The following is a 23,689-nucleotide window of genomic DNA, read 5'->3' on the forward strand; positions in this document are numbered from 1 at the left end:
ATATCTAGTAATAAAAAAGGTAACACTATGGACAACTATCTTGTTGAGATTCTTGCCACCACAACCAAGTTATTTGCATTGATGACGCCACCAGCTGTACTAAGTGCATTTTTAAGTGGTACTAAGCAGTATGATGAACCACAACGCCGTAAAACGGCACTTAAAACATCGTGTGCGGTATTTATTATTGGTATTGTGCTATTCTTTTTTGGTAATGCGATGTTCAGCGTGTTTGGTTTTACACTCGACGCATTTAGAATTGGCTCGGGAGCATTACTGTTTATTACCGCGGTGACATTAATGAATGATTCGCCTGAAAAAAATAAAATTCATAGTGATGATGATGATATTAGTGTCGTGCCATTAGCAATACCGCTATGTATGGGGCCGGCATCCATCGGTACCATCATTGTTATGGGGACGAGTTCAGTTGGTATTATGCAAAATCTGATTGGCGCGCTTTCGTTATTGATTGCCTCAAGTGGTATTTACGCCATGTTACTATGTGCTAAAAGCATTGCTAAAGTGTTAAAAAATACCGGTATTGCCATTTTGTCAAAACTCACCGGATTATTAATATCAGCGATTGCGGCACAAGTTGTTTTTACAGGCGTTGCTGCATTCCTAAAATAAGTCAGGCTAGTCCTCTTTCAGATAGAAATAAAGATAGAGAAAGTTATCACTGATAGTATGTAATCACCTTTAATTGAGAGTTTAGGTGATTACATAAATAAAGAATAAGATTAATTTAATTTATTAGTTAAATGTCGTTTTTTAAAAAAGTAGTATGAAACTAAGATAACAAAAATTAAAAGCACTTCTGATAATAAAATAAAATGCCCTGACTCACCAAACCATACGCCAACAATAATAATAATGTTAACGGTAATGGAGATCATCGCTAACCAAGGAAATAGCGGTGATTTAAATTTAATCATATCTTTACTGTACTTACCTTGATTCACACCTTTGCGAAATTGGTACTGACACCAAGCAATAATTATCCACGCAAAACAACCAACTTGTCCGGTACTTGCCACTAAATAGAGATATAATTTTTCAGCCGCGATATATTTCGAAAATAGCGAAACTAAGGCAATAATGGCGATAAATAATATTCCTTTGGTTGGCACGCCGCGTTTATTCACTTTTGAAAAAGATTTTGGCGCTAAATTATCCTGAGCCATCGACCATAACATTCGCGAACTGGCATAAACCGCCGAATTAGCAGCCGAAATCGCCGCACAAAAGATAACAAACAGCATCGCATAAGAAGCAAAGTTAATTCCCGCTTTATTAAATACCCAAACAAATGGGCTAATCTCATCATGTGTTGTACCATAAGGATAAACCAGTGCTAATACGGCTATCGCTAACACATAAAACAAGATGATACGAAATGCCACACCAGTAATAATTTTCGGTAATACCGTTTGTGGTGATTGCGCTTCACCGGCAGCACTACCGATTAATTCCACGCCCTGAAAAGAATAGGTAACAATCGTCATACAGACAAAGATGGATAAAAAGCCATTAGGGAACCAACCTTGATCGGTTTTAAATGTCGGTAACTCATGCGTTTGATTATATTGTTGATAAAGTAGATATATACCAACTGCAATGAACGCAATAATAGCTAATACTTTAATCGTTGAAAACCAGTATTCACTTTCACCAAAGGCGCGAACCGAAGTTAAATGGACACAAGTGATAACGGTTAAAATAATTAAACTAAGAATGTAGATGGGGATAGAGGAAAAAACTTGATGAGCAATCATAGAAGCTGCGGTTAAGTCAGCCGCCATAGACAGCACCCAGCTTAGCCAATATAACCAACCAATGGTATAACTCCAGATAGGATGAGGAATAAACATTAATGCATAATGTTGAAAAGAACCCGCATGCGGGAATGCACAAGAAAGCTCACCTAAGCAAAGCATAGTAGATAGCATAATACTACCCGCAAGTAGATATGCGATAATGGTCCCTAAAGGTCCAACCGTGCTAAGTGGTGCTGCGATACCAATAAATAATCCAGTACCAATTGAGCCACCTAAGGAAATCATCAATAAATGACGATTTTTTAAGTTTTTCTTTAAGGTACTGGGATAAGGACTTTCTTGAGATTCTGATGTTGCCATGTAAACCGCCTAGTAATCAATAATAGCTGCTGGTTGCCCAGCAGCTGATACATATTAATAAACAAACCGTTTTTCTACACCGTTGGTTTGGCAAGCCATAAGAAGAGCTGTGTAATCAAGTTCAAAGCCAATCATATCGCCAACTCGTAATGTTTCAGAAACATCTTCGATATCAACAATAGTATGATCGCTAGTTTGACCCAATACCGTAATGTTATCATTAATCGGTATACAGCTTTCTGCTGGTACATCTTGGCGGCCAAAAGCAAGAAGTGCTCGTTTGCGAGTACCATGATCAACAAAAGTTTTGCTGTTCAAAAAGGCATCAACACCTAGCTCACCGACCGGAACCGTTGGTTTACTATTAAGCTCAATAATTTGTGCATATAATTTATACATGTCACTACAAGCTTTTTCGACAGGTTTGTTTGAGTGATGAAATTCATCAAGATATTTCATATCTACATACTCAATCCCAAACTCATGTAAACCACCAATTCGGATGTGATTAAGTCCTTCTGGCCAGATCCCTTTATCAAGCAGATGATAACTTGTACAGTTACCAGCTGATAGATACTTGATCTTGATATTACAAGCTTGCTCTACTTTACGCGCTATATGTAAAAAGTCCACACCATTTTTAACAGTTGGTAGAACCGTACCATAGCAGTTAAAGTTAGTACCCAGACCATATAGCTCAACGCCCGGTAGAGAAAGGATAAGTTTGACTGTCTCGATAATATCATCGACATGTTCAAACCAAATACCTTCACGCAAATCCCCCATATCCACCATTAATAGGACTTGATGGATTTTTTGCTGTTTTACCGCTTCATCAGAAAGTGCTTGGATAACTTGTTTTTCACTGTTCAAGCTAATATCAGCATATTTAACTACTTCGCTGATCTCGCTTAAACAAGGACTACGTAGTAAACAAGTTTTACAATTTAAAGCGTCTTTAAGTTTCTTCAAATTGTAAGTTCTTGATTCGGCGATAACATCAATACCGCCATCAAGTACCGCTTTGGCGGTCTCCACACAACCGTCAAAGACTTTATTTACTGCCATTACTTCAATGCCGTGTTTAGCCAATAGCTCTTTTTCAACACGAGCATTGTCTTTTAATTTACCTAAATCAATTTCCAATATAGGTTTGTACATAAAATTACTCCTCTATATCTTATTGTTGTTGCAAGCGATTACGTTTTTGTGCGCGATGGTATATCCATTCAGCTAACACAATTGCAAGCACTGCACCACCAACAATTTTCGCGATGTACTCAACATATCCACCCATATCTATTTGTGCTGGTGGAATAAACACTAAGATCACCGCAAATAGCGTAGATAAGAAGCCTAAACCTGGTAAAACAATTGGTAATACTTTACCTGGGATCTTAAAGCTACGTGGTACATCTGGTTGAGTAATACGTAAGCGATAGTAAGCAATAAACATCACTAAATAAGGGATAAAGTAACAAATGGTTGTTAATGCAGTTAACATCCAATATGCAGCAGCAATACTTGGTGATACGAATGTTGAGAAACAAAGTACCGTTACAATGATTGCTTGGATAACTAAAGCAAATGCTGGTGTTTGATATACCGGATGTAAACGACCAATACGTTCGCCAAGTAAATTATCTTCTTTTGATGCTTCTTGTAACATATAGATAGGACCAACTAACCATGAGTTAATTTGACCCAATGCACCAAAGAATAAACAGATTGCCATTACAGGTAATAACCAAGGCATATGTAACTCTTGAGCGGCAGCTTCCATCGCTTGCATTACACCGGCAACAATATCGGTATCAGCAGCAGGTAATAAAGTATTAATTGCCCAAGTACCGATCATATAGATACCCACAATAACAATTGCAGATACTGCCATTGCTTTAGGGAAGTCACGTTGTGGATCACGAGTACGACCAGCAATCATTGGTGCCACTTCAAGTCCAGCAAAAGCAAACATCATGCTTGATAAAAATACAATAGTATCCCAGCTACTTAAATCCGGAATCCAATCACTAACATGACTATAATCAGTTGCCATTGGATGACCAGTCATTAACCATACAATGGCTAATAACACGATAATACCAGCAGGAATAAATACCCCTAACCATGCACTAACACTGTTAATGATTTTAGTCCATTTCATCCCTTTGATATTCATTAATGTTAAGATCCAGAATACCACCATGGAGCCAACACCAATAAACACCTGATTTTGCGCTAATTCAGGACTAAACATGTAACCAATTGCCGTAAAGCCAAATTGCAACATTAATGGGAAGAAAAGTACGCATGAGAATAGGAAACAAACGACCACTATCCAGCCAACTCGTTTACCAAACGCTTCTTTTACCCAAACAAATATCCCACCATCTTTTGGCCAACCAGTAGAAAGTTCACCACAAACCATAGCTAATGGGAAAAACAGACAAAATGCAGCAAGTAGCCAAAGGACCATTGCTGACGCTCCATAAGGAGCAACATTAGGAATTTGACGTAAACTTAGTATGGCAATAACATTCATAAACACAATGTCTTTAATACCAAGTAAACTTGAATCTTTAGAATCACTCATAAAATAACCTCACATTATAATATCTGGAGCACTAAGTGCCCCAGATAGCTCATGATTAATACACGTCGTATCCAACCATATCCTCGTAAGTGTCTTCACGGCGAATCAATCGGTCTTTGCCTTCTTTATCAATCATAACAACAGCTGTACGTGGACGATTGTTATAAACTGTTTGGCTTTCGATGGTATAAGCACCAGCATCAAGGAAAGCAATGATATCGCCAATTTGAGTGTCTTTAGGTAATAAGAATTCTTCACCTTTAACACCAACGTGGAAATAGTCACCACCATCACATAATGGACCAGCTAATTTAATGTACTCATCATGTTGTTCAGTAATTTTTGACGCATCATAAACATAGAAGAACCAATCAAAGTGTTGGCTGTCAGATAATACGCTATAACCAGCATCAACAAATTTCCATTCAACATGTTCTTCAATGTTACCGTCTAAATCGTAGTTAGTTTTACGTTTTTCACAAGCAACTTCAGTTAAAAGCACACCTGCTGAACCGGTAACTTTACGACCTGGTTCGATACAGATTTCAACGTCTGTACGCCATTTGTGAACTTCACTAATTACCGCATCAGCGAAATCTTGTGCAGTAATACCGGCATACATGTTGTCTTGTAATGGATTACCATTTTCATCATCGTATTTATAAGGAACTGGAATACCACCACCTACGTTGATTAAATCAAATTTAATGCCTAAAACTTCTTCTAAACGGCGTGATTCATCAACTAATACTTTGGTTGCTTTAGCAAATGGTTCTGCTTCAGGCACTTGGTCACCCACGTGCATATGTAAACCACGTAAATGCACATAAGGCATTTCAAGAATACGACGACAAGTTTCTTCAGCTTGTTCTAAATCGATACCTGATTTAGCGTGGTAAGCAGTAACTAATTCTGCGTGAGTTGCTGATGGAACATTTGGTTCAACACGCACACAAACATTGGCTACTTTCTTTAAGCGACGTGAAATTTCATCGATGATATCTAATTCATATAAACTATCAACGTTGATGATATAAAGATCGTTTTGGATTGCAAATTCTAAATCAACCGGTTTTTTAACCACACCGTTGAAAACAATTTGACTACCTGGGAAACCGATTTCTAAACATTTACGCACTTCAAACATTGAGTTCGCTTCTGCATAGATACCCGCATCTTTAATCGCTTTAAGAACACCCATAACTGAACAAGTTTTTGACGCATAGAAAATTTTAGTGTTTGGATGAGCTTTAAACGAATCTTTGATTTCCTGAATATTACGGTCAATTTCTTTTTCAGAAAATACATAAAAAGGTGTTGGATATTTCTTGGCTAATTCTTCCAAATTCACACCGTCAAAACAAAGTTTACCGTCTTGCGCACTGAAACGGCGATCTTTTGTTATTAGATCGGTACGTAATTTGTTATAATTTGACATAATTGTGTCGGACATATGACCTCCAGTTAATTAGTACATAAAAAAAGGTAAGTAAAAAATTACTCACTTACAATGCAATCACCGTGCCAACTTAAAAAAACACAAATAATCAATCCATTAACAGAATAATTACAAATTTAATATTAGTCATTTAGTAAAAAATATGTTTTTATGACAAAAATTTGTCACTTTTTTTAGTAATAATTGAAAGATATTTAAATCAACGCTAGCTATACTTAGCAATAATCCGATTATTAAAAGGTTTTAGTATCATGAAAATTGATCCTGAATTACTACAAGCATTGGAAATATTTAAACATTTTTTTGATTTAATACATCAGCCTATGGCTATTATTGATAAAGAAGGTAAATATATTTACTACAATCAGGAAAGCGCAGAACTTGATGGTTATTCAATGGAGCAAGCCATCGGTAAACCAATGCTTAAAGTTTACCCTAATTTGAAAAAAGAAGATAGTACTATGCTACAAGCTTTACATGGTAAGGAGTATCAAGATACTTATCAAACTTACTTTAATCATGTGGGTAAATTAGTCGATTATCAACATACAACGGTACCGCTTTATAATCATGAAAAAGCGATCATCGGCGCTGTTGAAATAGGTCGTAATTTATCAAATGTAAGACAACTGCAAGATCAGGTTTTTCGCCTGAATAGAAAATTATATCAGAATAAAGAGCAACCACTACCGGAAATCATTTTTGCTTCGAAAAAAATGCAAGAAGTTATCGATCAGACCAATATTCTAGGCAGCAATGATGTACCGGTATTAATTGTTGGTGAAACTGGTACGGGTAAAGAGCTATTTGCCAGATTAATTCATCAAACCAGCCATCGCCGCGATAAAGCATTTATTTCACTTAACTGTAGTGCTTTACCAACTACCTTGATTGAAAGTACCTTATTTGGGACAGTTAAAGGGGCCTTTACCGGTGCTGAAAATCGTCAAGGTTATCTTGAACTGGCTAATGGTGGAACTTTATTTCTTGATGAACTTAATACAATGCCACTTGAAATGCAGAGTAAACTATTGCGCTTCTTACAAGAAAAAACTTATTGGCCATTAGGCGGTAATAAAGAGCAACATGCCGATGTGCGAATTGTGGCGGCGATGAATGAATCACCGGCCGAATTGCTAAAATCCGGTAAAATGCGCAGTGACCTATTTTATCGATTAAATGTTGGTTTAATCAAACTACCTGCCCTCCGAGAAAGGCAAGAAGATATCCCGGTACTGGCACGATACTTTATCGATAAACATAAAACAGATGTCAACCTAGTGATCACCGGAATTAGTGAACATGCTTTACAACAACTTATGTCAGCACCTTGGCCGGGGAATGTACGGATGCTAGAGAATGCTATCGTCCGTAGTATGGTTTTACAAAATGAGCCGGGAGAATTGCAACAAATTGTTCTTGATGACGAGTTATTTGACCTTCCAAGCCCTTCTCCACAAGAAGAAGCTAAGCTCGAAAAGCCAAATATTAAAGAGATAACCGGCAATCTAACCGAACAAGTTGAAAACTATGAAAAGCAACTTATTGTTGATGCATTAAATCAAGCCAACGGTAAAATTATTACAGCGGCAAAATTACTTAATGTTTCGCGCACCACATTACAATATAAAGTGAAGAAATATAATATACAAATGGGAGTAATTGATAGTTAATCACCAAAAGCTTGGGCGCAGGCAAATGCACTGCTCCAAGCCCATTGGAAATTATAACCACCAAGCCAACCGGCCACATCTACAACTTCACCAATAAAGTAGAGATTAGGCTGATTTTTTACCGCCATCGTCTTTGAGGATAATGCATCACAACTTACCCCACCTAAGGTGACCTCTGCCGTACGATAACCTTCAGTTCCATTTGGTGTCATGCTCCATGCTGTTAAGGTCTGATACAGTGCTTGTTGCTCAGTAGGCGTTAACTGTTTAACCGTTGTATCAACGATCAAATTTAGTTGCATTAACGCTTCAATTAACCGTTTAGGTAATATCTGCGCTAAACAATTTTTAAGACTTTGATTGCGATTATTATCTAACAGAGGTTTAAAATCATCCTCAAAGTTAAAGTCAGGCAATAAATTGATCGTAATGGCTTCACCTGCTTGCCAATAACTGGAGATTTGTAAAATGGCTGGCCCAGATAATCCTCGATGAGTAAATAGTAGGTTTTCTTTAAAACTGATACGTTTATTAGATACTTCAACTGGTAGGGCGATTCCTGATAACGAAGATAATACTGTTAACAATGGTTTATGTAAGGTAAATGGCACCAATCCGGCTTTTACAGGGACAACTGGAATAGCAAATTTTTCAGCAATTTTATAGCCAATTGCTGTCATACCGAGTGCGGGCATAGATTGCCCACCGGTTGCAACAATTAAGTGATCCGTTTGCAAGTAGCCTTTGGAAGTGTGTAATTTAAAACCCTGCTCCGCTAATACTACATCCTCAAGTTGTGTTTGTAACATAAAGTTAACTTGCCCTTTTTGACACTCTTGGCTAAGCATATCGACAATATCTTGCGCTGAATTATCACAAAACAACTGACCATGATCTTTTTCATGGTAGCCAATATGATATTGATTAACTAGCTGAATAAAATCCCATTGAGTAAAGCGCTTTAACGCTGACTTGCAAAAATGGCGATTTTGAGAAATATAATGGGTAGCTTCAACATTTAGGTTAGTAAAATTACATTTACCACCGCCAGACATTAAAATTTTGCGACCCAATTTTTTACCGTTATCAATGACAGTCACATCATAACCTTTTTGCCCTAATAATCCGGCACAAAAAAGCCCCGCAGCACCAGCACCGATAATTGTAATTTTAGTTTGCATATTTAATCTATTACCCATAATAAAGATAGCTTATTATAACAATATAACAGTGGCGATTCTAATACCGCTATTTTTGAAAAATGTGTAAAAATCGTCAATTTTTAGGCTCAAAAACCTCATTGCGCAACTTTTTTTAATCAGATATTAATTCTTATTATGAAAAATTTTTAAAATTAAATAACCTTAATTTTAAATAAAATTTAAAACTAATAAAAACAATTGGTTAATATAAGATATAAGCTTCATTAATATATATGGGTTACGTGATTAAAATATTGACTTATAAGTAATATTTATTTGACCAAAAACCTATTTTTAATTACCTTCACACCTATTATGGGATTAATGCCTATATCTTCTCAAAAAAGAATAACAATGAATTAGAGGCAATGATATGTTATACAACCAGCAGCATGAAAAAGATAACTGCGGATTTGGTTTAATTGCTCATATTGAAGGGCAACCAAGTCATAAAGTAGTGCGTACTGCAATTCACGGACTTGCTCGCATGCAACACCGTGGCGCCATATTATCGGATGGTAAAACCGGTGATGGCTGTGGTCTTTTATTACAAAAACCAGACCGATTTTTTCGACTAGTCGCCGAGGACGCAGGTTGGCGTTTAGCCGCTAATTATGCCGTTGGCATGCTATTTTTAAGTCAAGATGAAGCCGAAGCGCAAGCTAGTCGTGAAATTGTTGAAGAAGAGCTAGCGGAAGAAACCTTATATGTATTAGGTTGGCGTGAAGTGCCAATCGATAAAAGTGTTCTGGGTGAAATCGCCCTCTCATCACTACCAAGAATTGAACAAGTATTTGTCAATGCCCCGGCGGGTTGGACCAAAATCGATTTAGAACGCCGTCTATATATGGTGCGCCGACGTATAGAAAAACGTGTGCAAGATGATACGTTTTATGTCTGTAGTTTTTCAAATCAGGTTAATATCTATAAAGGTTTATGTATGCCGAAGGATTTACCTCGATTCTATTTAGATTTGGCTGATATTCGGATGGAAACCGCAATCTGTTTATTCCATCAACGTTTTTCAACCAATACCGTACCGCGTTGGCCACTGGCGCAACCATTTAGACATTTAGCCCATAATGGTGAAATTAATACCATTGAGGGCAATCGCCAATGGGCAAAAGCGCGATCTTACAAATTTAAAACACCATTGATTCCAGATCTGCAAGATGCCGCGCCGTTTGTCAATGTCACCGGTTCTGATTCAAGCTCGCTAGATAATATGCTGGAACTATTTTTAGTCGGTGGTATGGATATTGTCCGTGCGATGCGTTTACTAGTACCACCAGCATGGCAAAACAATCCAGATATGAATGAGGATTTACGAGCTTTCTTTGATTTTAACTCCATGCATATGGAACCGTGGGACGGACCGGCCGGTATTGTTATGTCAGATGGTCGTTACGCTGCCTGTAACTTAGACCGTAATGGTTTACGTCCTGCTCGTTATGTGATTACCACAGATAAACTTATCACTTGTGCCTCAGAAATCGGTATTTGGGACTATCAACCCGATGAAGTCGTCACCAAAGGACGAGTTGGTCCGGGTGAGTTACTAGTCATTGATACTGAAGAAGGTCGCATTTTACAATCTTCAGAAACTGACAATGATCTCCAAAAACGTCATCCATACAAAGAGTGGATGGCTAAAAATGTAAAACGTCTCATCCCATTTGAAGATCTACCAGATGATGATATCGGCTCTCGTGATTATGACGACACTTTACTCGCTACTTACCAAAAACAATTTGGTTATAGTGCCGAAGAGCTCGACCAATGCATTCGAGTTTTGGGGGAAAACGGCCAAGAAGCCACCGGCTCAATGGGTGATGATACACCGTTTGCCGTACTATCAAGCCGTCCGCGCTTAATTTATGATTACTTCCGACAAAAATTTGCTCAAGTAACTAATCCACCTATCGATCCATTGCGTGAAGCGCACGTCATGTCGCTTTCAACCAGCATTGGTCGTGAAATGAATGTGTTTGCCGAAGCTGAAGGTCAAGCGCATCGGGTTGCCTTTAAATATCCGGTGTTAGTTCATTCGGATTTTAAACAGTTAACAACCTTAGAATCTCGTTACTACAAATCAGAAACACTGGATATCACTTATGAGATTGACGGTAGTTTACGTGATGCAATTGAACAATTATGTGGTGATGCCGAAGCGAAAGTTCGTGAGGGAACGGTATTACTCATTTTATCCGATAGAAATATTGCACCTGATCGCCTGCCAATTCCGGCACCTATGGCTGTTGGTGCGGTACAACAACGTTTAGTTGAAAAAAGTTTACGCTGTGATGCCAACATCATTGTTGAAACCGCAAGCTGTCGCGATCCGCATCAGTTTGCCGTCCTATTAGGCTTTGGAGCGACGGCAATCTATCCATACTTAGCCTATGAAACGTTAGCGCAAATGGTGGATAATCGCACTATAAATAAGTCTTACCGTGACGCGATTATTAATTATCGCAATGGTATTAATAAAGGCTTATATAAAATTATGTCAAAAATGGGAATTTCGACCATCGCTTCTTATCGCTGTGCTAAACTATTTGAGGCAGTTGGTCTAAATGAAGAGGTGGTTGAACTTTGCTTCCAAGGAGTAACTAGCCGCATTAGTGGTGCCAACTTTGATGATTTTGCCCAAGATCAATTTAATTTATCTAAAAAAGCGTGGCTGCGTCGTAAACCAATCGAACAAGGTGGCTTACTCAAATTTGTTTATGGTGGCGAATATCACGCTTATAATCCAGATGTTGTACAATCGCTACAAAAAGCAGTTAATGACGGTAATTATGCAGATTATCAGCGTTATGTGGATATTGTAAATAATCGACCTCCTACGACCTTGCGAGACTTATTAAAACTCAATCCACCTGAAAATGCCGCTATTGCACTTGATGAAGTTGAACCAGAAGAGTCATTATTTAAACGTTTTGACTCCGCCGCTATGTCAATTGGTGCATTAAGTCCAGAAGCGCATGAATCATTAGCTGAAGCCATGAATACCTTAGGTGGTTTTTCTAACTCTGGTGAAGGCGGTGAGGATCCTGCCCGTTATAACACCATCAAAGTATCACGTATTAAACAAGTGGCTTCCGGCCGATTTGGTGTAACACCGGGTTACTTAATGAGTGCTGACGTGATTCAAATCAAAGTTGCCCAAGGTGCAAAACCGGGTGAAGGTGGTCAATTACCAGGTGATAAAGTAACACCTTATATTGCAAAATTACGTTTTTCTGTACCGGGTGTGACATTAATTTCACCACCACCGCATCATGATATTTATTCAATTGAAGACTTAGCACAATTGATTTTTGACCTGAAACAGATTAATCCAACGGCGATGATCTCAGTTAAGTTAGTGTCCGAACCGGGAGTCGGTACTATTGCAACTGGCGTAGCTAAAGCCTATGCCGATTTAATCACCATTTCAGGTTATGACGGCGGTACCGGTGCCAGCCCGTTAACATCGGTTAAATATGCCGGCTCTCCTTGGGAACTTGGTCTGGTTGAGACCCAACAATCATTGGTCGCTAATGGTTTACGCCATAAAATACGTTTGCAAGTAGATGGTGGCTTAAAAACCGGTGCCGATATTGTGAAAGCTGCAATTTTAGGTGCTGAAAGCTTTGGCTTTGGTACCGGGCCAATGGTTGCCCTAGGTTGTAAATACTTACGTATTTGTCACCTGAATAACTGTGCGACCGGTGTTGCTACTCAAGATGAGAAACTGCGTAGTGAGCATTATCATGGTCTACCAGAAAAAGCCATGAACTACTTCCGTTTTCTTGCTCGTAATACGCGAGAAGTTATGGCAGAACTTGGCGTTTGCCGAATTGTTGATTTAATCGGTCGTACCGATCTGCTTATTGAACTTGATGGTATTACCGCAAAACAGCAAAAACTGGATTTATCTGGCTTGCTTAAAACCGCATCGCCGGTTGAAGGAAAACCTGTGCACTGTATTGAAGATAACAAGCCATTTGATAAAGGCGTGCTTAATAAAGAGATCATCACTCAAGCGCAAGACGCGGTGGATAATCGTCAAAGTAAAAGTTTCTACTTTGATATTCAAAATACTGATCGCTCTGTTGGTACTACCTTATCTGGTTATATAGCTAAAAAATATGGTGATCAAGGCTTAGTTACCTCACCTATTTCATTGAATTTCAATGGTACCGCAGGTCAAAGCTTTGGTGTATGGAATGCAGGCGGTGTTGATTTAACGCTTACTGGCGATGCCAACGACTATGTTGGTAAAGGCATGGCTGGTGGTCGCATTGTGATTCGTCCACCGCAAGGCTCGGCATTTTTAAGTCACGAAGCGACCATTGCCGGTAATACCTGTTTATACGGCGCAACAGGTGGTAAATTATTTGCTGCTGGCCGAGCTGGCGAACGTTTTGCCGTGCGTAACTCAGGTGCCATTAGCGTGGTTGAAGGCATTGGTGATAATGGCTGTGAATATATGACTGGCGGTATTGTCTGTGTGTTAGGTAAAACCGGCGTTAACTTCGGTGCTGGTATGACCGGTGGTTTTGCTTATATTTTGGATACCGATGGCGATTTACATAAGCGTATTAATAAAGAGTTGGTCGAAATGTTAAATGTGGCTGACTACTCGATCCATGAAGAGCACTTACGAGGTTTAATCATGGAACACGCTCAGTTAACTCACTCATCTTGGGCTGAAGAGATATTAGCTAACTGGGAAGGCTTTGCCAAACAATTTGTCTTAGTTAAACCAAAGTCTAGTGATGTTAAAGCATTGTTAGGTCACCGTAGCCGCTCATCAGCAGAGCTTCGCGTGCAAGCACAGTAAGGGGAGAACACGATATGAGTCAGAATGTTTATCAGTTTATCGATTTACAACGTGTTGATCCGCCTAAAAAATCGCTAAACGTTCGTAAAATTGAATTTGTTGAAATTTATGAGGGATTTTCCGCCTCACAATCACAAGCTCAGGCAGATCGTTGCCTTGCTTGTGGCAACCCTTATTGTGAATGGCGCTGTCCGGTACATAACTATATTCCAAATTGGTTAAAATTAATCAATGAAGGCAAAATTTTAGAAGCGGTTGAGCTATCTCACCAAACCAATAGTTTACCAGAGGTGTGTGGTCGAGTTTGTCCACAAGATCGTCTTTGTGAAGGTTCTTGTACTTTGAATGCTGAATTTGGTGCGGTAACTATTGGTAGTATTGAGCGTTATATTACCGATGAAGCCTTTAAAATGGGATGGAGACCAAATCTCTCTAACGTGGAAAAAACCGGGTTGAGAGTCGCAATAATTGGCGCTGGCCCGGCCGGCTTGGCTTGTGCTGATGTTTTAGTACGTAATGGTGTCACCCCTGTCGTTTTTGATCGCCATCCTGAAATTGGTGGTTTATTAACATTCGGTATTCCAGCCTTCAAATTAGATAAAGAGGTCTTAGTTCATCGTAGACATGTCTTTAGCGAAATGGGCGTCGAGTTCCGCCTTAATACTGAAGTGGGTAAAACAGTACAATTAGCCGATCTTCTTGCTGAGTTTGCTGCCGTTTTTGTTGGGGCTGGTACTTATCAATCAATGCGTGCCGGGCTTGAAAATGAAGATGCTGATGGTGTCTATGATGCATTACCATTTTTAATTGCTAATACGAAACATATTATGCAGCACCAACAAACTGACGATGCGCCTTATGTAGATATGAAAAATAAACGTGTCGTGGTATTAGGCGGTGGTGATACTGCCATGGACTGCGTAAGAACATCTATCCGTCAAGGTGCTACTGAAGTGACGTGTGCATATCGCCGTGATGAAGCCAATATGCCTGGTTCTAAACGTGAAGTTAAAAACGCCAAAGAAGAAGGCGCACAGTTCCAATTTAATGTACAACCACTGAGTATTGAAATTAACAATGTTGGGCATGTTACTGGCGTAAAAATGGTAAGAACAGAGCTTGGCGAACCCGATGCGAAAGGTCGTCGCTCACCAGTGATTATTGAAGGCTCAGAATTTGTGTTACCGGCAGATGCGGTGGTAATGGCATTTGGCTTTAAACCGCATGCGATGCCGTGGTTAGCTGAACATGGGGTTGATTTTGACGATAGAGGACGGATAATTGCCCCTGAAAGCAAAGGTTATCAAACCTCGAATGCCAAAATCTTTGCTGGCGGAGATGCTGTGCGTGGTTCTGATTTAGTCGTCACCGCAATTAGTGAAGGACGCAAAGCTGCTGAAGGTATTTTAGATTACTTAGAAGCATAATTGCTAATATCATTATTAAAATAACAAACCCGTTTTAAGCAAACGGGTTTGTTAATGATAAATCAGTTTATTTGAGTGAGAGTAACTTAGTAAAATAGCGCAATTTCCACCACAAAATAGCTATAACCGTTAGGCTAGCTCGGCATCTATTATGAGTTGTTCGTTGCCATTTACGTCAATCAATTCAATCGATAACCAGTCAAAACCGTCATATAGTAGCTGTTGCCAAGCTATTTTTCGCCCATCAACCAATATTACCTGACCTTTTTCATCTAAGTCATAAAGTTCTTTTTCAGAATCATAGTCAATACTATAACCGAATGTTAATTTTATTTTTGACGCAGTCACTTTAAGTTTTTCAAGTGACCGATTGTTTTTTTCTCCATCAGAGTGATTGTCACAAAACATTGCGTTATAGCCATGCACCGTTTCATCAAATAACAATATTTCTTCTTCACTATTAATGGATTTTGCTACAATCTTAATATTGGCGAAAGTTGGTTCTACACCGGCAATGTAGCCATTTTCTAATTCGCCATAATAGTAAATCTCAAACCATTGTTCTTTAGTTGATGACTGGATAAAAAAGAAGTTAACCCGTCAACCTCATCCTCGATAATGTTTATAGCGTATGTGTTGAATGGGATGGTATTTTTATGTTATCTCTACCTATCATTACTTATCTTTGTAAACGATAAGGTTCATCCATCGCGACAAAAGATCTTTCTTGTAATGCTTCATTGATCCAATCTTTAATGCCTTTAGTATTACAGATAATATCAATATAGTTGCTAACACTTGAACTTGTTGCTATATGATAATTTTTTAATCTTAGGCACAAAGGAGCATAAAAGGCATCGGCTATGCTAAAATTACCAAACAAATAGTCACAACTTGATTTTTTCGAGGCTAACGACGAGGATAATAAATCATCTAAAAACATGATTTCTTTTTTTACCTCTAAATGGTCTCGTAATATTATTTGCCCTACTTGTGGAAACTCGGCTTCAATATTCATCGGCAAATAAGTTCGAATAGCCTGAAATCCAGAATGCATTTTAGCCACTAAACTGCGAGCGATTGCCCTTTTCTTGGGATCAGCCGGCCATAAAGCTAAGTCGCCATGCTTTTCAGCTAAATATTCACAAATAGCTAAAGAGTCACTGATCACTAAATCACCGTCAATTAGAATAGGTACCGTGCCATATTTTGAAACAGCGAGCATAGTCTTTTTGAACAAAGAATCATCAGCAAAACTATCAAATTTAACCAGCTTTTCGTTAAAAGGAATATCAAAATATTTCATCACAACCCAAGGACGCATCGACCATGTTGAGTAGTTTTTATTACCAATATAAAGTGTATATTTCATATTTAAAATTCCTTTTAACAGAATTTATTAAAGTCGGAAAACTTATCTGCTTACCAACTTTTTTCAATCATATTTATTACAAATGTAATTTATAGATAAACTAAATTGGTACCTTTTTCTGGTTGGAAAACCGCTTTGCCAAATTCATCTAGAAAATAAGCAATATGATCCGCTTTATCACCTAATAAACGACCTTTAACTTTATTCCACGTGAATAATGCTATGGTTGAATCAGGTTCACAGCAAATTAACATAGGTTGTTCTAGTTCTTGGTTCCAATAAAACTGACCACCATATAATTTATGTGCAGTTAGTAACAGATAACAGCCATATTCTTGCGATATCATATTCAGTTGTTCTTCTGGCAGACCAAAGCTTTTATCCGCCATTTCGCCAATAATCATCTCAACAACAGTAATACTTTTTTCAGAATAATCGAGTTGATTAATACTCCAAGTTGGGCTATGTAAAATAGCATTTTGTGCCCATGCTTCGATCTCTTGATACAATTCATTTTTTTGTTCAGTCATTTTGTTTTACTTCGCTAGGTATTTTTTCAGTTTGTTTGACAATTTGCCATGCATCTTCCATTTCTTCAAGTGTTGCATCAACTAAATTGTGATTTTTTTGTTTTAGCAATGATTCAACTTGTTTAAAACGCCTAATAAACTTGTTATTAGCATTTTGTAAGCATAACTCCGATTTAACTTTTAGATGTCTTGCTAAATTGACGGTAGCAAACAACAAGTCTCCCATTTCTTCTTCAACTTTTGATTGATCAATAGTTGATTGTGCTAATTCTTGTTCAACTTCATTGATTTCTTCTTTAACCTTAGCAATAACCGGTTGTAGTTCATTCCAATCAAAACCAACAGATGCACAACGTTTTTGAATTTTTTCCGCCTTCATTAATGCAGGGATTGCGGTCGGGATATCATCTAATAGCGAATATTGTGCTCGCTTATCGCGTTCTTGTTGTTTAAGTTGCTCCCAATTCGGTTTAATAGTCGTATTATTGGAAAAAACATGCGGATGACGACTGACCAGCTTATCAGCAACAGTTCGACAAATATCATCAAAATTAAAAAAACCTTGTTCACTTGCTAAATCCGCATAAAAAACAATCTGAAACAGTAAGTCGCCCAATTCACTTTTAAGTTCAACCATATCTTTTTTTTCGATAGCATCTAAAACTTCATAAGTTTCTTCTAAAGTATAGGATTTTAACGAGTCAAAAGTTTGCTTACTGTCCCATTCGCAACCTTTAATAGGATTGCGTAATTGTTTAGTAATCGCTTGTAGACGTTCTAATTGGTTCACAATATCTCTCACAAAGTAATAATCATTAACTAACATTGTAATGGTTTCAAAAAGAAATGGTAATTCTTTAAGAACTAAATAGTAAACATTCAAAATATATTAAAAAATATTTTCATTTAAAAACAACCATCAAATACCAAAAAACAACATCACTTCGCAGTTTTACACGCAAAATAATCTAATTAAGTATATAATACGCTTAACTTCAACTGGAATTACATTAAAAACATGAGTAAACTACGAGAACTTACATTTAGAGGGATTATTCTTGGTGCACTAATAACAATTATTTTTACCGCATCAAATGTTTATCTTGGCTTAAAAGTCGGCTTAACTTTTTCATCTGCTATTCCTGCAGCAGTCATTTCTATGGCGATTTTACGCCTTTTCCCGGATTCAACCATTTTAGAAAATAATATGGTACAAACACAGGCTTCAGCAGCAGGAACTTTATCTTCAATTATTTTTGTTATACCCGGTTTATTAATGATGGGGTATTGGCATGATTTCCCATTTTGGTTAACCTTTGCGGTATGTTTGGCTGGCGGTATGTTAGGTGTGTTATTTTCTATACCGCTTCGACATGTCATGGTAGTAAAAAGTAATTTACCTTATCCTGAGGGGGTTGCTGCGGCTGAAATATTAAAAGCCGGATCAAAGACTGAAGGTAGTGATGCTAATGATGGACTAAAAGATATTTTATTTGGCGGCGTAATTGCCTCTATAGTCAGTTTATTTACTAATGGGTTTAAATTACTTTCTGGAAGTTCAGCTTATTGGTTCACAGCAGGCAAATCAATATTCCAAATTCCTTTGGGGTTTTCTTTAGCGTTACTTAGTGCCGGTTATTTGATCGGTATTATCTCAGGTATTGCAATATTGATCGGTATGGTTATTGCTTGGCTATTTGGTATACCTATTTTAACTGCCATCATTGGTTATGATTCAAGTTTACCGTTATCTCAAGTTGCCATGCAATTTTGGGACAGTGATATCCGTTTTATTGGTGCTGGAACAATTGCTATTTCAGCTGTTTGGACTCTATTTTCATTAATCAAACCAGTTATTGAAGGGTTGAAAATTTCTTTTAAGACCTTACGTTCAGATGTATCTATACAAGACGTACCCACCACAGAACGCGATCTGTCTCCGAAATGGATCTTTTCAATTATGGCGGCAATGTTAGTCATTTTAGTGGCAACTTTTTACTCATTCATAGCAGATAGTGGTTTATCAAGTGGTGTAGCATGGTCATTAGTTGCTTGTGCAGTGTTGTTCTCTTTTATTATGGGATTTTTAGTTGCTGCTGCTTGCGGATATATGGCTGGTTTAGTTGGCTCATCTGCAAGCCCGATGTCTGGCATTGCAATAGTTGCTGTTATTGTTGTTTCACTTATTTTATTAGGACTAGGTGAAGTAAATGGTATGTTATCAACAGTCGAAGGCTCGAATTTTGCTACCGCATTAGCCCTATTCACCACTAGTACGGTGTTAGCTATAGCATGTATTTCCAATGATAATTTGCAAGATTTAAAAACTGGTCACTTAGTCAATGCAACCCCTTGGAAACAACAAGTTGCTTTATTAATTGGTTGTTTTGTTGGTGCTTTAGTTATAGCACCTATCTTAGAAACGTTATACCATGCCTATGGCTTTACTGGTGCAATTCCTCGTAGTGATATGGATCTTACGCAAGTTTTAGCCGCGCCTCAAGCATCGTTAATGACAACCATTGCCCGAGGTATCTTTTCGCACCAACTTGATTGGACAATGATTTTTATTGGTTTAGTATTAGGAGCCATAATTATCATCACTGATTTAATTTTAGCTAAACGTCACTCGAAATTTAGATTACCAGCGCTCGCAGTCGGATTAGGAATTTATCTACCACCAAGTGTCACCACACCAATTTTTGTCGGTACATTATTATCTTGGATTATTAAACGTTATACTTATGCTGACGCTAAAAGAAATAATCTCGATCCGAAAGTACAATTTAAAAAAGTTGATCGCAAAGCCGCTTTAATTGCATCAGGCTTAATTGTTGGTGAAAGTCTAATTGGAGTTATCTTAGCAGTAGTCATCGTAATCAGTATAACTAATGGTGGCAGCGATGCGCCACTAGCAATATTTAATAACCTAGGAAATATACCGCAATATTTAGGTTTGTTTGTATTTATCTTTATCTGTTGGCTTTTTATTCGCCGAGCATTGTTGGCGATAAAAAAATAAAATTTAAGTGATATTAATATGAATAGATAGTTATTATATTAAATTTAAGTAAGATTTTATTAAATAAATTAATGAAGAATTAATCTTATTTTTCCATTATCCTCATTGTTATAAATCCATCATCAATTTTCGATAGTAATACAATGGGGATAAATCACCTGCAAAACGTTTTGCATAAAGTTCTTTTTTTGTTAGCATAGCATGTTTTTTGAATAATAGATGGCAATATTATGATAGTATTTGATTCTATCCAAATTCGCAGGGGTGTTAATCTGCTTTTAGATAACGCATCTGCAACAATTAATCCTAAACAAAAAGTTGGATTAGTCGGTAAAAATGGTTGTGGTAAATCCACACTTTTTTCATTAATCAAAGGTGAAATTCAAACAGATGCTGGTAGTGTTTCTATCCCTTCTCAATGGCAATTAGCCTGGGTAAACCAAGAAACCCCCGCATTAGATACCCCAGCTGTAGAATATGTTATTGATGGCGATCGTGAGTTTCGCAAATTAGAACAAGATTTAGAAACCGCGTACGAAAAAAATAACGGTGAACAAATCGCCCTTATCCATGAAAAACTTGATAATATCGATGCTTGGACTATCCGCTCCCGAGCGGCAACATTATTGCATGGTTTAGGTTTTTCTAATGAACAATTAACGCTGCCGGTTAAATCATACTCTGGTGGTTGGCGTATGCGACTTAATCTAGCACAAGCGTTAATGTGTCGTTCTGATTTACTGCTTCTTGATGAACCAACTAACCATCTTGATTTAGACGCAGTGATGTGGTTAGAAAGATGGTTAAGTAATTATCAAGGTACACTTATTTTAATCTCTCATGACCGTGATTTCTTAGATCCATTAGTTAATAAAATCATTCATATTGAACAGAAGAAATTATTTGAATACACAGGTAACTATTCATCATTTGAGACACAGCGCTCGGCAAAACTGGCACAACAACAATCCATGTATGAAAGTCAGCAACTTAAAGTTGCTCATTTGCAAAGCTATATCGATCGTTTTAGGGCTAAAGCAACCAAAGCAAAACAGGCTCAAAGTCGAATAAAAATGTTAGAAAGAATGGAACTGATTGCGCCAGCTCATGTTGACAATCCTTTTCATTTTAAATTTCGACGACCAGAGTTCTTACCTAGTCCATTATTAACCATGGAAAATATCGTTGCGGGGTATGGTGATAAAGTTGTCTTAGAGCAGATTAAACTTAATTTAGTACCTGGCTCACGTATCGGTCTGTTAGGTCGTAACGGTGCAGGTAAATCAACACTGATTAAACTGTTAGCCGGCGAATTACCACCGATGGTCGGTCATGTTAGTTTAGCTAAGGGTGTTCAATTAGGCTATTTTGCGCAACATCAATTGGAATATTTACGCGCTGATGAATCAGCTTTATGGCATTTAAAACAACTTGCTGAACCTAAAAATACCGAACAAGAGCTTCGAAATTATTTGGGTGGTTTTGATTTTCATGGTGATAAAGTAAGTGAACCGGTAAAAACCTTTTCAGGTGGTGAAAAAGCTCGGTTAGTTTTAGCGCTAATTGTTTGGCAAAAACCAAATTTACTATTACTCGATGAGCCGACAAACCATTTAGATTTAGACATGCGACAAGCATTGACTGAAGCGTTGATTGATTTTGAAGGTGCTTTAGTTGTGGTTTCCCATGATAGACATTTATTGCGGTCAACAACAGATGAATTTTACTTGGTGCATAACCATAAAGTTGAACCTTTTAATGGTGATCTTGATGACTATCATAAATGGTTGACCGATGAGCAAAAGGCTGAAAATCAACCGCAAGAAAAAGATAAACCAGTAAAAAAAGAAGTGTTGCCTAAAGTTTCTGCACAAGAACGTAAAGAACAGAAACGAAAAGATGCAGAAGCCAGAGCACAAATACAACCATTGAAAAAACAGTTACATAAAGAAGAACAAACTATTGCTCATTTAAATGATCAGTTAAAAGTCATTGAAGAGCAATTAGCTGATTCATCAATTTACGAAACGGATAAAAAATCAGAATTAACACAATTATTACTTAATCAAAGTAATTTAAAGGCTGAATTAGATGAATCAGAATCAAAATGGTTAGAGCTACAACAGCAATTGGAAGAGTTCGAGGCTAATTAACTATCAGTTTAGTAAATTTAAACACCTAAAACAAAAAATCACAGCATATAGCTGTGATTTTTTTAATTAGATGACAAATAGATTAACTTTTTTCTACTTGGCTAAAATCTAATTCAACAGGCGTAGAGCGACCAAAAATAGAAACAGATACTTTCAAGCGGCTCTTTTCGTAATCAACTTCTTCGACGACACCGTTAAAGTCGGCAAATGGACCTTCATTAACGCGCACAAGTTCGCCCGGTTCAAATAAGGTTTTCGGACGAGGTTTATCACCAACTTGCTGTAAACGATTCATGATAGCATCAACTTCACGTTGGCTAATTGGTGCTGGTCTATCTGAAGTTCCACCAATAAATCCCAAAGTTCTTGGAACGCTTTTAACGAGATGCCAAGTCGCATCGTTCATCATCATTTCAACTAAAACATAACCTGGGAAAAATTTACGTTCGCTTTTACGGCGTTGACCACTTTTCATTTCAACAACTTCTTCGGTTGGTACTAAAACTTCACCGAAAGAGTCTTCCATATTATGTAATTTAATATATTCACGTAATGATTGTGCAACACGTGCTTCATAGCCAGAATAAGCTTGGATCACATACCAGCGTTTTTGTTGTGTTTCACTCATATTAACGCCCTATTAATGTTAAATAAAAGATGATTGAACGGAACAAAGAATCCATTCCCCAAAGCGCAGTACCAACAATAACGGTAATAACAGCGATTAATAAAGTTGTTTGTACCGCTTCTTTACGCGTTGGCCATACCACTTTTCTGAGCTCTTTTCGCGATTCTTGTAAAAATGTTATAAATGATTTTCCTTTATTGGTTGTAAATGCAATAAATAAGGTTAAAAGCGAAATCACAACAACCGCAATAATTCGAACAATTGTATTTGGTTGATAGATATCATTAGGCGTAGAGAAATAAGAATTTCCCCAAACAATTAACGCAATTAATACTAGAACCAAAACCCATTTAAATTTGTCTAGAACTGTGCTTGTATCTTGACTCTCGTTACTTACTAGCATATAAAACCTATGATTATGTTATTTATAATATTATCCATTTTCCAAAATGCTCTTTTCGTTAAAAACATTTTGCTAAACAGACTAGATAAGAAAGGGCATCAAACGACACCCTTTCTCGATCGTAATTACTTAAATTATTTGATAACTTTAGCAACAACACCAGCACCAACAGTACGACCACCTTCACGGATAGCGAAACGTAAACCGTCTGCCATTGCGATTGGGTGAATTAATGATACTGTCATTTTGATGTTA

At 37.5% G+C, this 23,689-nt stretch carries 18 protein-coding genes; 6 read left to right on the plus strand and 12 right to left on the minus strand.

What is annotated here, in order from left to right:
- The first annotated feature begins 27 nt into the window (after positions 1 to 27).
- Positions 28 to 633 carry a MarC family protein gene (locus tag DKK70_RS13620; RefSeq protein WP_065577645.1) on the plus strand — a complete coding sequence of 202 codons (606 nt, stop codon included), beginning with the start codon at positions 28 to 30 and terminating at the stop codon, positions 631 to 633.
- Positions 634 to 743: 110 nt separating this feature from the next.
- Here the strand turns inward: DKK70_RS13620 and DKK70_RS13625 are convergent, their stop codons facing one another.
- Genes DKK70_RS13625 through lysA form a run of 4 tightly spaced genes read right to left on the minus strand, consistent with a single transcriptional unit; the run spans position 744 to position 6,187 of the window.
- On the minus strand, positions 744 to 2,141 hold the full coding sequence (locus tag DKK70_RS13625; protein WP_219999809.1) for an amino acid permease: 1,398 nt from the start codon (positions 2,139 to 2,141) through the stop codon (positions 744 to 746).
- Between the two features lie 54 nt (positions 2,142 to 2,195).
- A complete protein-coding gene (locus DKK70_RS13630; RefSeq protein ID WP_034883150.1) occupies positions 2,196 to 3,302 on the minus strand; it encodes an alanine/ornithine racemase family PLP-dependent enzyme in 1,107 nt (368 codons plus the stop codon).
- Between the two features lie 19 nt (positions 3,303 to 3,321).
- The gene (locus DKK70_RS13635) at positions 3,322 to 4,734 is read right to left on the minus strand and encodes an APC family permease (RefSeq protein WP_110424255.1); all 1,413 of its coding nucleotides are present in this window, start codon (positions 4,732 to 4,734) and stop codon (positions 3,322 to 3,324) included.
- A 55-nt stretch (positions 4,735 to 4,789) separates the two neighbouring features.
- Positions 4,790 to 6,187 carry a diaminopimelate decarboxylase gene (gene lysA, locus DKK70_RS13640; protein ID WP_034883145.1) on the minus strand — a complete coding sequence of 466 codons (1,398 nt, stop codon included), beginning with the start codon at positions 6,185 to 6,187 and terminating at the stop codon, positions 4,790 to 4,792.
- A 254-nt stretch (positions 6,188 to 6,441) separates the two neighbouring features.
- Between lysA and DKK70_RS13645 the strand changes: the two genes are divergently transcribed.
- Positions 6,442 to 7,866, plus strand: coding sequence for a sigma-54 interaction domain-containing protein (locus tag DKK70_RS13645; RefSeq protein WP_110434494.1), 1,425 nt, complete (start codon positions 6,442 to 6,444; stop codon positions 7,864 to 7,866).
- Here DKK70_RS13645 and DKK70_RS13650 read toward each other — a convergent pair.
- Entirely contained in the window at positions 7,863 to 9,047 is a 1,185-nt protein-coding gene (locus DKK70_RS13650; protein WP_110434520.1) for an NAD(P)/FAD-dependent oxidoreductase, read from the minus strand. The two genes, DKK70_RS13645 and DKK70_RS13650, sit on opposite strands and share 4 nt — an antisense overlap.
- 394 nt (positions 9,048 to 9,441) lie before the next feature.
- On the opposite strand from DKK70_RS13650, the gene gltB reads away from it, so the two are divergent.
- Positions 9,442 to 13,899 carry a glutamate synthase large subunit gene (gene gltB / locus DKK70_RS13655; protein ID WP_110434495.1) on the plus strand — a complete coding sequence of 1,486 codons (4,458 nt, stop codon included), beginning with the start codon at positions 9,442 to 9,444 and terminating at the stop codon, positions 13,897 to 13,899.
- Between the two features lie 14 nt (positions 13,900 to 13,913).
- Positions 13,914 to 15,326: an FAD-dependent oxidoreductase gene (locus DKK70_RS13660; protein ID WP_110434496.1), complete on the plus strand. Its 1,413-nt coding sequence runs from the start codon at positions 13,914 to 13,916 to the stop codon at positions 15,324 to 15,326.
- A gap of 129 nt (positions 15,327 to 15,455) precedes the next feature.
- On the opposite strand, the gene DKK70_RS13665 is transcribed toward DKK70_RS13660, so the two are convergent.
- The 4 genes from DKK70_RS13665 to mazG form a co-directional block, all read right to left on the minus strand.
- Positions 15,456 to 15,770: a hypothetical protein gene (locus DKK70_RS13665; RefSeq protein ID WP_110434497.1), complete on the minus strand. Its 315-nt coding sequence runs from the start codon at positions 15,768 to 15,770 to the stop codon at positions 15,456 to 15,458.
- 235 nt (positions 15,771 to 16,005) lie between these two features.
- Positions 16,006 to 16,698, minus strand: a complete 693-nt coding sequence (locus DKK70_RS13670; RefSeq protein ID WP_110434498.1) for a glutathione S-transferase family protein — start codon at positions 16,696 to 16,698, stop codon at positions 16,006 to 16,008.
- Between the two features lie 89 nt (positions 16,699 to 16,787).
- Positions 16,788 to 17,228, minus strand: coding sequence for a hypothetical protein (locus tag DKK70_RS13675; RefSeq protein WP_034883136.1), 441 nt, complete (start codon positions 17,226 to 17,228; stop codon positions 16,788 to 16,790).
- Positions 17,221 to 18,018, minus strand: a complete 798-nt coding sequence (gene mazG / locus DKK70_RS13680) for a nucleoside triphosphate pyrophosphohydrolase (protein WP_219999816.1) — start codon at positions 18,016 to 18,018, stop codon at positions 17,221 to 17,223. The genes DKK70_RS13675 and mazG overlap by 8 nt, the downstream gene beginning before the upstream one ends.
- A 228-nt stretch (positions 18,019 to 18,246) precedes the next feature.
- Here mazG and DKK70_RS13685 point away from each other — a divergent pair, with 228 nt between their 5' ends.
- On the plus strand, positions 18,247 to 20,250 hold the full coding sequence (locus DKK70_RS13685) for an OPT family oligopeptide transporter (RefSeq protein WP_110434500.1): 2,004 nt from the start codon (positions 18,247 to 18,249) through the stop codon (positions 20,248 to 20,250).
- Between the two features lie 230 nt (positions 20,251 to 20,480).
- A complete protein-coding gene (locus DKK70_RS13690; RefSeq protein ID WP_110434501.1) occupies positions 20,481 to 22,403 on the plus strand; it encodes an ABC transporter ATP-binding protein in 1,923 nt (640 codons plus the stop codon).
- Between the two features lie 82 nt (positions 22,404 to 22,485).
- Here the strand turns inward: DKK70_RS13690 and nusG are convergent, their stop codons facing one another.
- The 3 genes from nusG to DKK70_RS13705 form a co-directional block, all read right to left on the minus strand.
- Positions 22,486 to 23,031 carry a transcription termination/antitermination protein NusG gene (gene nusG / locus DKK70_RS13695; protein ID WP_065563741.1) on the minus strand — a complete coding sequence of 182 codons (546 nt, stop codon included), beginning with the start codon at positions 23,029 to 23,031 and terminating at the stop codon, positions 22,486 to 22,488.
- 1 nt (position 23,032) lies between these two features.
- Positions 23,033 to 23,434 carry a preprotein translocase subunit SecE gene (gene secE / locus DKK70_RS13700; protein WP_110434502.1) on the minus strand — a complete coding sequence of 134 codons (402 nt, stop codon included), beginning with the start codon at positions 23,432 to 23,434 and terminating at the stop codon, positions 23,033 to 23,035.
- Between the two features lie 134 nt (positions 23,435 to 23,568).
- Positions 23,569 to 23,689: EF-Tu C-terminal domain-related protein (locus DKK70_RS13705; RefSeq protein ID WP_219999817.1), on the minus strand; the 121-nt coding region annotated here is incomplete at its 5' end.

Origin of the sequence: Gilliamella apicola (genome assembly GCF_003202655.1) — a bacterium.
GTDB classification, from domain to species: domain Bacteria; phylum Pseudomonadota; class Gammaproteobacteria; order Enterobacterales; family Orbaceae; genus Gilliamella; species Gilliamella apicola_R.